This window comes from Streptomyces sp. NPDC007971 (assembly GCF_042958635.1).
Taxonomy (GTDB): domain Bacteria; phylum Actinomycetota; class Actinomycetes; order Streptomycetales; family Streptomycetaceae; genus Streptomyces.
This window is the reverse complement of the sequence record NZ_JBIBJK010000050.1, coordinates 1-13,019: the sequence shown is the minus strand read 5'-3', so window position 1 is coordinate 13,019 and position 13,019 is coordinate 1. Positions and strand designations below refer to the sequence as shown.

General features: G+C 73.4%; 2 protein-coding genes. Both read right to left on the bottom strand.

Going from position 1 to position 13,019, the window contains the following annotated elements:
* Positions 1–2,977 (bottom strand): beta-ketoacyl synthase N-terminal-like domain-containing protein (locus ACFZCP_RS45530; RefSeq protein ID WP_391443065.1); only part of this gene is annotated, 2,977 nt, incomplete at its 3' end.
* Positions 2,978–3,027: 50 nt separating this feature from the next.
* On the bottom strand, positions 3,028–12,906 hold the full coding sequence (locus ACFZCP_RS45525) for a type I polyketide synthase (RefSeq protein ID WP_391443068.1): 9,879 nt from the start codon (positions 12,904–12,906) through the stop codon (positions 3,028–3,030).
* Between the last annotated feature and the right edge of the window lie 113 nt (positions 12,907–13,019).

Genomic DNA, 13,019 nt, shown 5'->3' with positions numbered 1-13,019 from the left:
GCCACTCGACCCGATACCGCCACTCATCAGCGGTGAACCGATCCTGCTGCTCCCTACGCCACGCCGACAACCGAGGCAGCACAGCACTCAACGGAGCGTCCGACGAGACATCCAAGGTGCGGGCGAGATCGGCGATGTCCCCGTCCTCGACGACACCCCAGAAGTGCGCCTCCACCGGAGACAACTGCTCAACAGTTGCGTCGGCAGGCGCGGCGTCCAGCCAGTGGCGCTCGCGCTGGAACGCGTACGTCGGCAGATCCACGCGCCGCGTCTCCCGGCCGGTGAAGAAGACCTCGAAGTCCACCCGGGCACCGCGCACGTGCAGTTGTCCCGCGGCCGTCGTGACGGCCATCGCCTCCGGCCGGTCGCCGCGCAGCACCGGTACGAAGGCCGCGTCCGGCGCGGACTCCTGGCCGAGCGCGGAGAGCGTCCCGCCCGGGCCGACCTCGACGAACGTGCCGACACCCTCGGCGACCAGGGTGCTCACGGCGTCGGCGAACCGCACCGGCTCCCGCACGTGCCGCACCCAGTAGTCGGGCGACGCCAGTTCCTCGGCCGTGGCCGCCCGGCCCGTCAGCGTCGACACGATCGGAATCACGGGCGCCTCGAACGTCACGCCCTCCAGCACCCGGCGGAAGTCGTCCAGCATCGGGTCCATCAGCGGCGAGTGGAACGCATGGCTCACCCGCAGCCGGGACACCTTCCGCCCCGCCTCACGCCACCGCTCGCCCACAGCCTCCACATCAGCGGCGACACCCGACACGACGACCGACGACGGCCCATTGACCGCCGCGATACCCACCGTCTCCGGCAGGTCCGACGCGACCTCGTCCTCCGTCGCCTGGACCGCCACCATCGCACCGCCCCCGGGCAGCGCCTGCATCAGCCCGGCACGAGCCGACACCACCTTCACCGCATCCGCCAGCGACCACACACCCGACACATACGCGGCAGCCAGCTCACCGATCGAGTGACCCGCCAGCACGTCCGGCCGGACACCCCACGACTCCAGCAGCCGGAACAGGGCCACCTCGACCGCGAACAGCGCCGGCTGCGTCACACCCGTCTCGTTCAGCGCGTCCGCGTCCTCACCGAACAGCACCTCACGGACCTCAGGAGCCAGGAGATCCAGCACCTCGTCCAGCGCCTCGGCGAACACCGGGAACCGGGCCGCCAGTTCACGCCCCATGCCAAGCCGCTGCGAACCCTGACCCGAGAACAGGAAACCCACCCGGCCGGGCTCATCAGCCACACCCGAGACCACACCACCGGCCGCCCGACCCTCGGCCAGAGCCGTCAGCGCATCGAGCAGCTCCGACCGCTCAGCACCGACCACCACCGCACGGTGCTCCAGCACCGCACGCGACGACACCAGCGAACGACCCACATCCGCCACCGGCAGATCCGCCGACGCCTCCACGAAGGACTTCAACCGCGCGGCCTGCTCCCGCAGCGCCTCCACACTCCGCGCCGACAACACCCACGGCACCAGAGCACCGCCGTCCGCCACCGGCCCCGCGACCGCCACCGGCCCCGACGCCGACTCCGACTCCGGCTCCTCCGCCGGAGCCTGCTCCACGATGACGTGCGCGTTCGTACCGCTCACACCGAACGACGACACACCCGCCCGCCAGGGCTGGCCGGTCTCCGGCCACGGCGTGGCCTGGGTCAGGAGCTCCACCCCGCCCGCGGACCAGTCCACGTGCGAGGACGGCTCGTCGATGTGCAGGGTCTGCGGCAGCACACCGTGCCGCATGGCCATCACCATCTTGATCACACCAGCGACACCGGCGGCGGCCTGCGTGTGACCGATGTTCGACTTCACCGACCCCAGCCACAGCGGCCGGTCGGCGGGACGGCCCTGGCCGTAGGTGGCAAGCAGGGCCTGCGCCTCGATCGGGTCGCCCAGCTTCGTACCGGTGCCATGGGCCTCGACGGCGTCCACCTGGGCCGCGGAGAGTCGCGCGCTCGCCAGCGCCTGGCGGATCACTCGCTGCTGCGAGGGACCGTTCGGCGCGGTGAGGCCGTTGGAGGCGCCGTCCTGGTTCACCGCCGAGCCGCGGATCACGCCGAGGACCTGGTGGCCGTTGCGCTGCGCGTCCGACAGGCGCTCCAGGAGGAGCAGGCCGACGCCCTCGCCCCAGCCGGTGCCGTCGGCTCCGTCGGCGAACGCCTTGACGCGGCCGTCGACGGCCAGGCCCCGCTGACGGCTGAAGTCGATGTAGGCGCCGGGCGTCGACATCACCGTGACGCCGCCGGCGAGGGCGAGCGGGCATTCGCCGTGCCGCAGCGCGTGCACCGCGAGGTGCAGGGCGACCAGGGACGACGAGCAGGCGGTGTCGATGGTGAGCGCGGGACCCTCGAAGCCGAACGTGTAGGCGACGCGGCCGGAGATGACGCTCGCCGCGTTGCCGGTGCCGAGGTAGCCCTCGTAGCCGTCCGGCGTGCCGGTGATCAGACGGGCCAGGTAGTCCTGGCCGTTGGTGCCGACGAACACGCCCGACCGGCTGCCCCGCATCGCCTGCGGATCGATGCCGGCCCGCTCGAACGCCTCCCAGGAGGTCTCCAGGAGTAACCGCTGCTGCGGGTCCATGGCCGCGGCCTCGCGCGGCGATATCCCGAAGAAGGCGGGGTCGAAGTCAGCGACGTCGTGGATGAAGGCACCCTCGCGGGTGTAGCAGGTGCCCTGCCGGTCGGGGTCGTCGTCGAAGAGCGCCTCCAGATCCCACCCGCGGTCGGTGGGGAACGCGGAGACGGCGTCCTTGCCGTCCAGCAGGAGGCGCCACAGGTCCTCCGGCGACCGCACGCCGCCGGGGAACCGGCAGCTCATGGCGACGATCGCGATCGGCTCGACCTCGCGCTCCTCGGCCTCGCGCAGCTTGCCGCGCGCCTCCTGCAGGTCCACGGAGGCCCGCCGGAGGTAGTCGAGGTACTTCTCCTCGTTGGACATGTGATCGGACCCTTCAGGTGTGTTCATCAGCTCAGGACCTACCGAGTTGTTCGTCGAGCAGCGCGAGCGGCTGGTGCTCAGGAATTGCCGAGTTGTTCGTCGAGCAGCGCGAGCAGCTCGTCCGGCGTCGCCGTACGTGCGTCCGTGGCGGACTCGGCCGGTTCCGTGCGGGTGTGCGCCTCGTCCCACATGGACAGCAGCGCACGCAGACGGGTACTGACGGCGGCGCCCTGTTCGTCGTCCGGCGTCAGGAGGGACAGTGCGGACTCCAGGCGGTCCAGCTCCGCGTCGATGGTCGGCGCGCCGCCTCCCGGCAGTGCGTCGAGTACGTGCGCGGCGAGCGCGGCCGGTGTGGGGTGGTCGAAGACGAGCGTCGCGGACAGGCTCAGCCCGGTGGCCACGTTCAGGAGGTTGCGGAACTCGACCGAGGTGAGCGAGTCGAAGCCGAGTTCCTGGAACGCCCGGCCCGGTTCGACCAGTTTGGTGCCGTCGTGGCCGAGGACGGCCGCCGCGTACTCCCGCACCAGGTCGAGCACGGCACGTTCGCGCTCGGGGCCGGACAGCCCCGACAGCTTGGCCGTCAGGTCGCTCGGCGCCGCCGCGTCCGCGGTGCCCTGGGCACGGGACCCGCCGGACAGTTCCCACAGCAGCGGGTTCGGCCGTACCGCGGTGAAGGTCGGCGCGAACAGGTCCCAGTCGATGTCCGCGACGAGTGTCATGGGGTCGCCCAGGCGGACGGCCCGGTCCAGCGCGGCGACGGCCTGCTCGGGCTCCATCGGGGCCAGGCCGCGGCGGCGCAGGGCGTCGCCGAGGGCCCCTTCGGCCATGCCGCCGCCGCCCCACGGTCCCCATGCGACCGCGGTGGCGGGCAGGCCCGCCGCCGCGCGCCGTTCCGCGAGTGCCTCCAGGAAGGTGTTGGCGGCCGCGTAGTTCGCCTGTCCGGACCCGCCGAGCGTGCCGGAGAGCGAGGAGAACATCACGAATGCGGACAGCTTGTGGTCACGGGTCAGTTCGTCCAGGTTGACCGCGGCGTCGGCCTTCGGCCGGAGCACGGCGTGCAGCCGGTCCGGGGTGAGGGCGGACAGCACGCCGTCGTCGAGGACGCCCGCCGCGTGCACGACCGCGGTGAGCGGGAACTCCTCGGGCACCGAGGCCAGCAGGTCCGCGAGGGCGTCCCGGTCGGCGACGTCGCAGGCAGCGATCGTGACGCGGGCGCCCAGCGCGGTCAGTTCGGCGCGCAGTTCCTCGGCGCCGTCGGCGTCGGGTCCGCGCCTGCTGGTCAGCAGCAGGTGCTCGGCGCCCTTGGCGACCAGCCAGCGGGCGATGTGCGCGCCGATCGCGCCGGTACCGCCGGTGACCAGCACCGTGCCGGCGGGGTTCCAGTCGCCTGCGCGGCCGGCTGCCGCCCGGACGATCCGCCGGGCGAACAGTCCGCCGGCGCGGACCGCGAGCTGGTCCTCCTCCCCGGCGGCGGACAGGACGCCCGCGAGGCGGGTGCCGGTGCGCTCGTCGAGGGTCTCGGGCAGGTCGACGAGGCCGCCCCAGCGGTCCGGGTGCTCCAGCCCGACGACCCGGCCGAGGCCCCACACCATCGCCTGTTCGGGGCTGACGGAGGCGTCGGACCCGCCGGTGGTGACCGCCCCCCGCGTCGCGCACCACAGGGGCGCGCCGAGGCCGCTGTCGCCGAGGGCCTGGACGAGGGCGAGGGTGGCGGTCAGTCCGCCGGACGGCAGTTCGGGGTCGAGGGCGAGCAGCGAGAGCACGCCCGCGACGGGACCGTCGGTCGCCACCCGGGCCGCGAGCGACGCCCGGTCCACCGCCTCGCCGGTCCGCACCGGCACCACGCGTGCGCCGTGCCTGCTCAGCGCGGCGGTGACGGGTTCCTCGCCGGTGCCGTCCCGGCTGACGACGAGCCAGGTGCCGGAGAGTGCCGGGGTGGGGTCGCTCATCGGCTGCCAGGTGACGCGGTAGCGCCAGCTGTCGACGGCCGAGTTCTCGGCCTGTTCGCGCCGCCACGACGACAGCCGGGGCAGCACCGCGCCGATCGGGTCGTCGGGGGACACGGCCAGCTCGGCCGCGAGTTCACCGAGGTCGCCGTCCGCGACGGCCGCCCAGAAGCGGGCGTCGACGGACCCGGAGACGTCACCCGAGGGGGCGTCGGCCAGGGCCGGCCAGAACCTGTCGCGCCGGAAGGCGTAGGTGGGCAGGTCGACGTGCGTACCGCCGGCGGTCGGTGCGGACCAGTCGACGGGCACGCCGAGCACGTGCAGCCTGCCCGCGGCCGTCGCCAGGGCGAGTGTCTCGGACCGGTCGCCGCGCAGCGCCGGTACGAAGGTCGCGTCGGGCGCGGTCTCCTGGCCGAGCGCGGAGAGCACGCCCCCCGGACCGATCTCCAGGAACAGGTCCGTGCCCCGGTCCCGCAGCGTGGCGACGGCGTCGGCGAACCGCACCGACTCGCGCACGTGCCGCACCCAGTACTCCGGCGACGCCAGTTCCTCGGCGCTCGCCTGCGCGCCGGTCAGCGTGGACACAAGGGGGATGGCGGGCTTCCCGTAGGACACGCTCTCCAGCACCGTGCGGAAGTCGTCGAGCATCGGCTCCATGAGGGGCGAGTGGAACGCGTGGCTGACGCGGAGCCGCGTCACCTTGCGGCCCGCCTCACGCCAGCGCTCGGCCACGGCCTGCACGTCGGCGGCGACGCCCGAGACGACCACCGCGTTCGGGCCGTTGACCGCGGCGATGCCCACGCTGTCCGGCAGCTCCGAGGCGACCTCGGCCTCGGTCGCCTGGACGGCGGCCATCGCGCCGCCCTCGGGCAGCGCCTGCATCAGCCGGCCCCGGGCCGACACGACCGCGGCCGCGTCGGCCAGCGACCACACGCCCGCCACATGGGCCGCGGCCAGCTCACCGATGGAGTGCCCGGCGAGCACGTCGGGGCGGATGCCCCAGGACTCGACGAGGCGGAACAGCGCGACCTCGACCGCGAACAGCGCGGGCTGCGTCACCCCGGTCTCGTTCAGCGCATCGGCGTCGTCCCCGAACAACACGTCGAGCAGGGGCTGTTCGGCGTGGGCGTCCAGATGGGCACGGACCTCGTCGAGCGCCTTGGCGAACACCGGGAAGGCGTCGTACAGCTCGCGTCCCATGCCCAGGCGCTGCGCGCCCTGGCCGGAGAAGAGGAACGCGGGCCGGTGTGCCCCGGCGACGCCGGAGACCAGTTCGTTCGCGGTCCGCCCCTCGGCGAGCGCCGTGAGGTTGGCAAGCAGTGCGTCGCGGTCCTGGCCGAGGACGACCGCCCGGTGTTCGAGGGCGGCTCGCTCGGTGGCGAGGGTGGCGGCGACGTCGAGCGGGTTCAGGTCCGGGTGCGCCACGAGGTGCGCGCGCAGCCGCTCGGCCTGGGTCCGCAGCGCGTCGTCGCCCCGGCCCGAGACCAGCAGCGGCAGCGCGGACGTGGGCAGTGCGGACGTGGGCGGTGCGGACGTGGGCGGTGCGGCCTTCGGCGCGGCGGCCGCGGTGACCGGCGCCTGTTCGACGATGGCGTGCGCGTTGGTGCCGCTGAATCCGAACGACGACACGGCGAACCGGCGCGGCCGGTCCGTGTCCGGCCAGGGCCGGGCCTCGGTGAGGAGCTCGATGTCGCCGGTCGACCAGTCGACCTGCGGGGTCGGCTCGGCGACGTGCAGGGTCTTGGGCAGCGTGCCGTGCCGCAGCGCCATGACCATCTTGATGATGCCGCCGACGCCGGCCGCGGCCTGGGTGTGGCCGATGTTGGACTTCAGCGACCCGAGCCACAGCGGCCGGTCGGCGGGGCGGTCCTGGCCGTAGGTGGCAAGGAGCGCCTGCGCCTCGATCGGGTCGCCCAGCTTCGTACCGGTGCCGTGGGCCTCCATGGCGTCCACGTCGGACGGCTCCAGACCCGCGACCGCCAGCGCCTGACGGATGACCCGCTGCTGGGAAGGACCGTTCGGCGCGGTCAGACCGTTCGAGGCGCCGTCCTGGTTCACCGCGGAACCGCGGACGACCGCGAGGACCTGGTGGCCGTTGCGCCGGGCGTCGGAAAGGCGCTCCAGGACGAGCATGCCGACGCCCTCGCCCCAGCCGGTGCCGCTCGCGTCCGACGAGAACGGCCTGCACCGTCCGTCGACGGACAGCCCGCGCTGGCGGCTGAAGTCCAGGAACGCGCCCGGCGTCGACATCACCGTCACGCCGCCCGCCAGGGCCAGGGAGCACTCACCCGCGCGCAGTGCCTGCGCGGCCAGGTGCAGGGCGACCAGCGACGACGAGCACGCCGTGTCCACCGTGACGGCCGGCCCTTCGAGGCCGAACGTGTAGGAGAGCCGTCCGGCCATGACGCTCGCTGCGTTGCCCGTGCCGACGTACCCCTCGACGCTCTCCTCGCTGGCCGCCAGCAGTGCGGCGTAGTCCTGGAGGCTGGTTCCGGCGAAGACTCCGATGTCATGGCCCCGCACCGCGTTCGGGTCGACACCGGCGCGCTCGAAGGCCTCCCAGGAGGTTTCGAGGAGCAGCCGCTGCTGCGGGTCCATGGCCAGCGCCTCGCGCGGCGAGATCCCGAAGAACGCGGGGTCGAAGCGGTCGGCGTCGTGCAGGAAGCCACCCTCGCGGGTGTAGGTGGTACCGACGTGGTCGGGGTCCGGGTCGTACAGGGTGTCCAGGTCCCAGCCGCGGTTGGTGGGGAACTCGCTGATGGCGTCGATGCCGTCGTGCACGAGCCGCCACAGTTCCTCGGGCGAGTTCGCGCCGCCGGGGTAGCGGCAGCTCATGCCGACGATCGCGATCGGGTCGTCGGACACCGCCGCGGCCGTGCGCGTGGGCGCGGCGGCGACGGGCGCCCCGGCGAGCTCGGCAGCGATGTGGGCCACGAGCGCGGTCGGGGTGGGGTGGTCGAAGACGAGTGTCGCGGGCAGACGCAGCTCGGTTGCCGCGTTGAGCCGGTCGCGGAACTCGACGGCGGTCAGCGAGTCGAACCCGAGCTCCTTGAACGCGCGGTCGGGCGCGACAGCATGCGCCGAGCTGTGCCCGAGCACCACGGCCACATGCCCGAGCACGAGCTCCAGCAGTGCCTTCTCCCGTTCGGCTTCGGTCAGGCCCGCCAGCGACTGCGCCAGCGCGGACCCGGCGACGTGCGCGGCCGCCGCGGCCCTGCGTGCCGTGCCGCGCACCAGTGCGCGCAGCAGGTGCGGCACCGGCCGGGTGCGCGCCCGCTGGTGGAGCGCGGGCAGGTCGAGCGGTACGGAGGCCAGCAGCGCACGCCCCGTGGAGCCCACCGCGTCGAACAGGGCCAGGATCTCGGCCGACCCCAGCGGGGTCACGCCGTCGACGGGCGCCGGCCGCACGTCGGTCTCCGCCGGTCCGCCGACCGTGTCCCACGGCCCCCAGGCCAGCGACGTCGCGGGCAGGCCGGCCGCCCTGCGGTGCTGTGCGAGCGCGTCCAGGAACGTGTTCGCCGCCGCGCGGGTGCCCTGGCCGGGCACGCCGAGCGTGCCGGCCGCCGAGGAGAGCAGGACGAACGCGGACAGGTCCAGGTCGCGGGTCAGCTCGTGCAGGTGCCAGGCCGCGTCGGCCCCGGGCCGGAGCACGGCGTCGATCAGGTGCGGGGTCGGCGAGCCGGCCGTGCGGTCGTCGCCCGCGACACCGGCGGTGTGCACGACGGCGGAGACCTGGTGCTCGGCCAGCAGCGCGGCCAGCGCCCCGCGGTCGGCCAGGTCACAGGCCGCGAGGACGACGTCGGCACCCTGCGCCACGAGGTCCTCGCGCAACTCCGCGGCGCCCTCGGCCTCGGCCTCGGCACCGGGCCTGCCGACCAGCAGGAGGCTCCGCACGCCCCGCTCCGCGACCAGGTGCCGGGCGACGAGCCGGCCCAGGGTGTCCGTCGCGCCGGTGACCAGCACCGCGCCGGAACCGAACCCCGGGTCCTCCACCACGGACTGCCGTACGCGAGCCAGACGCGGGGCGCCGGCCTTGCCGGAGCGCACCGCCAACTGCGGTTCGCCCGTGGCCAGCACGGCAGGCAGTACGTCGAGTGAGGCCGCTTCCGCGTCGAGGTCGACCAGCACGATCCCGTCGGGGTTCTCCGCCTGGGCGGACCGCACCAGGCCCCACACCGTGGCCTGTGCCGGGTTCCGTACGTCCTCGTCGTCCGTGACGGCGACCGCTCCCCCGGTCACGACGACCAGGCGCGAGGCGTCGAATCGCTCCTCGGCAAGCCAGGCCTGGATCGCGTTCAGCGTCCAGTGCGCGGCCTCCTGCGCGCCGGCGGCCGGGTCGGAGACGGAGGCGACCGGGCAGGGCAGGACCACGAAGTCGGGCTGCTCGGCGTCCCGCGACTGGTTCAGCGACTCCAGATCGGTCCACTCCACCGTCGGGATGTCGCCGTCGGACGGGGAGACCGGCACCCAGTCGATGCCGAACAGCGCCTCCTGGTCCTGCCGCGCCACCGTCGTCGTCATCGGGCGCAGCACCAGCGTGCCCACGCTCGCCACCGGAGCACCCGCTCCGTCCGCGATCGTCAGCGACACCCCGTCAGGGCCCGCGGGCGACAGCCGCACCCGCAGCACCGTCGCACCGGAGGCGTGCAGCCGCACACGCGACCACGAGAACGGCAACCGGCCGACGCCGCCGCCGCCCGCCAGGCCGATGGTGTGCAGTGTCGCGTCGAGGAGCGCCGGGTGCAGACCAAAACCGTCCGGCTTCACACCGTCGGGCAGGGCGACCTCGGCGAACACCTCGTCGCCGCTGCGCCATGCGGCCCGCAGCCCGCGGAACGCGGGGCCGTAGCCGAAGCCGCCGTCGGCCATGCGGTCGTAATGGCCGTCCAGGTCCACGGCTTCGGCCCCGGCCGGCGGCCACTCGACCAGACAAGCCCCTGCGGCGCCTGCGCCGGACCGCAGTACACCGGTGGCGTGCCGGGTCCACGAGCCGGCGTCGTCGACGTCCCCCTCACTGGAGTAGAAGGCCAGCTCGCGCCTGCCGGACGCGTCCTCGGCGCCGACCGACACCTGCACCCGCACCGAGCCGTTCCCGGGCAGGACGAGGGGCACCTCCAGCGTCAGTTCCTCCACCAGGTCGCATCCGACCTGGTCGCCCGCGCGGATCGCCAGCTCCACGAACGCCGCGCCGGGCAGCAGGGTCGAGCCCTGGACCACGGAATCGGCCAGCCACGGGTGCGTCTGCAGCGACAGCCGCCCGGTCAGCAGCACACCTTCCGTGCCGCCGAGGGTGACCGCCGCGCCCAGCAGCGGGTGCTCCGCCGAACCGAGCCCGGCCGCCGACACGTCACCCACCGCCGACAGCATGTCGGGCCAGAACCGCTCGCGCTGGAACGCGTACGTCGGCAGATCCACCCGCCGCACGCCGGGTCCGGCGAGGAGCGCCTGCCAGCCCATGGCCACACCGCGTACGTGCAGGTGTGCCGCGGCTGTCGTGACGGCCGTCGCTTCCGGGCGTTCGCCGCGCAGTACCGGTACGAAGGCCGCGTCCGGCGCGGTTTCCCGGCCCAGCGCGGAGAGCGTCCCGCCCGGGCCGACCTCGACGAACGTGCCGACGCCGTCGTTCACGAGCGTGCCGACAGCGTCGGCGAAGCGCACCGGTTCGCGGACGTGGAGCACCCAGTACTCCGGCGAGGCCAGTTCCTCGGCGGTGGCGCGTGCGCCGGTCAGCGTGGACACGATCGGGATCGCGGGCGCCTCGTACGACACCTCTTCCACGACCCGGCGGAACTCGTCCAGCATCGGGTCCATCAGGGGCGAGTGGAACGCGTGGCTGACGCGGAGCCGCGTCACCTTGCGACCTGCTTCACGCCACCGCCCGGCAACGGCCTCCACGTCGGCGGCGACACCGGAGACGACGACCGAGTCCGGGCCGTTCACCGCCGCGATGCCCACCGTCTCCGACAGGTCCGGCGCGACCTCGGCCTCGGACGCCTGGACGGCGACCATCGCGCCGCCCTCGGGCAGTTCCTGCATCAGCCGGCCCCGGGCCGACACGACCTTGACGGCGTCCGCCAAGGACCACACGCCGGAGACGTGTGCGGCGGCCAGCTCGCCGATCGAGTGCCCGGCCAGCAGGTCGGGGCGGATGCCCCACGACTCCAGGAGACGGAACAGGGCCACCTCGACCGCGAACAGCGCCGGCTGCGTCACCCCCGTCTCATTCAGCGCGTCCGCGTCCTCGCCGAACAGCACCTCACGGACCTCAGGAGCCAGGAGATCCAGCACCTCGTCCAACGCCTCGGCGAACACCGGGAACCGGTCGGACAGTTCACGCCCCATGCCCAGCCGCTGCGAACCCTGACCCGAGAACAGGAAACCCACCCGGCCGGGCTCATCAGCCACACCCGAGACCACACCACCAGCCACCTGGCCCTCGGCCAGAGCCGCCAGCGCGTCGAGCAGCTCCGACCGCTCAGCACCGACCACCACCGCACGGTGCTCCAGCACCGCACGCGACGACACCAGCGAACGACCCACATCCGCCAAGGCCAGGTCCGCCGACGCCTCCGCGAAGGACTTCAGCCGCGCGGCCTGCTCCCGCAGCGCCTCCACACTCCGCGCCGACAACACCCACGGGACGACGGCACCGACGGGCAGGGGTTCGGGGGCTTCCTTCCGCTCCGCCTCGGGGGCCTGCTCGATGATGGTGTGCGCGTTGGTGCCGCTGACGCCGAAGGACGACACACCCGCCCGACGCGGGCGGCCCGTCTCCGGCCACGGCTGAGACTCCGTCAGCAGCTGTACGGCGCCCGCCGACCAGTCCACGTGCGACGACGGCTCGTCCACGTGCAGGGTCTGCGGCAGCACGCCGTGCCGCATGGCCATCACCATCTTGATCACACCCGCCACACCCGCGGCGGCCTGCGTGTGACCGATGTTCGACTTGATCGACCCGAGCCACAGCGGCCGGCCGGCGGGACGACCCTGGCCGTAGGTGGCAAGGAGCGCCTGCGCCTCGATCGGGTCGCCCAGCTTCGTACCGGTGCCGTGGGCCTCCATGGCGTCCACGTCGGACGGCTCCAGACCCGCGACCGCCAGCGCCTGGCGGATGACCCGCTGCTGGGAGGGGCCGTTCGGCGCGGTCAGGCCGTTGGACGCGCCGTCCTGGTTCACCGCGGAACCCCGTACGACGGCGAGGATCTGATGGCCGTTGCGCTGCGCGTCCGACAGGCGCTCCACGAGCAGCATGCCGACACCCTCGCCCCATCCGGTGCCGTCGGCGGCATCGGCAAAGGCCTTGCAGCGGCCGTCCACCGACAGCCCGCGCTGGCGGCTGAACTCGATGAACGAGCCCGGCGTCGACATCACCGTCACACCGCCGACGAGCGCCAGCTCACACTCGCCCTTGTTCAGTGCCTGGCTCGCCCAGTGCAGGGCGACCAGCGACGACGAGCAGGCCGTGTCCACCGTGACGGCCGGTCCTTCGAGGCCGAACGTGTAGGACAGCCGGCCGGAGATGACACTCGCGGCGTTGCCGGTGCCCACATATCCGTCGACACTCTCCCGCGCGGCCGTCAACAAGGCTGTGTAGTCCTGGCCGTTGGTGCCGACGAACACGCCCGACCGGCTGCCCCGCACCGAGTTCGGGTCGATGCCCGCCCGCTCGAACACCTCCCACGACGTTTCGAGGAGCAGCCGCTGCTGCGGGTCCATCGCCAGCGCCTCGCGCGGCGAGATCCCGAAGAACGCCGGGTCGAAGTCGGCCACACGGTCCAGGAAGGCGCCCATGCGGCTGTAGGTGGTCTGCGAGTGCTCAGGGTCCGGGTCGTAGAGGGTGTTGAGGTCCCAGCCCCGGTCGGCCGGGAACTCCGAGACCGCGTCCCCGCCCTCGGCCACCAGCCGCCACAAGTCCTCCGGCGAACCCACCCCACCAGGGAAACGGCAGCTCATACCGACGATCGCGATCGGCTCGTCCGCCATACCCACAGCAGGACCGTCGACCACCACATCGACGACACCACCCAACAACTCGGCGCCCAGATAGGCCGCGAGTGCGACGGGAGTCGGGTAGTCGAAGACCAGCGTGGCCGGCAGAGCCAACTCCGTCGCCGCATTCAGCC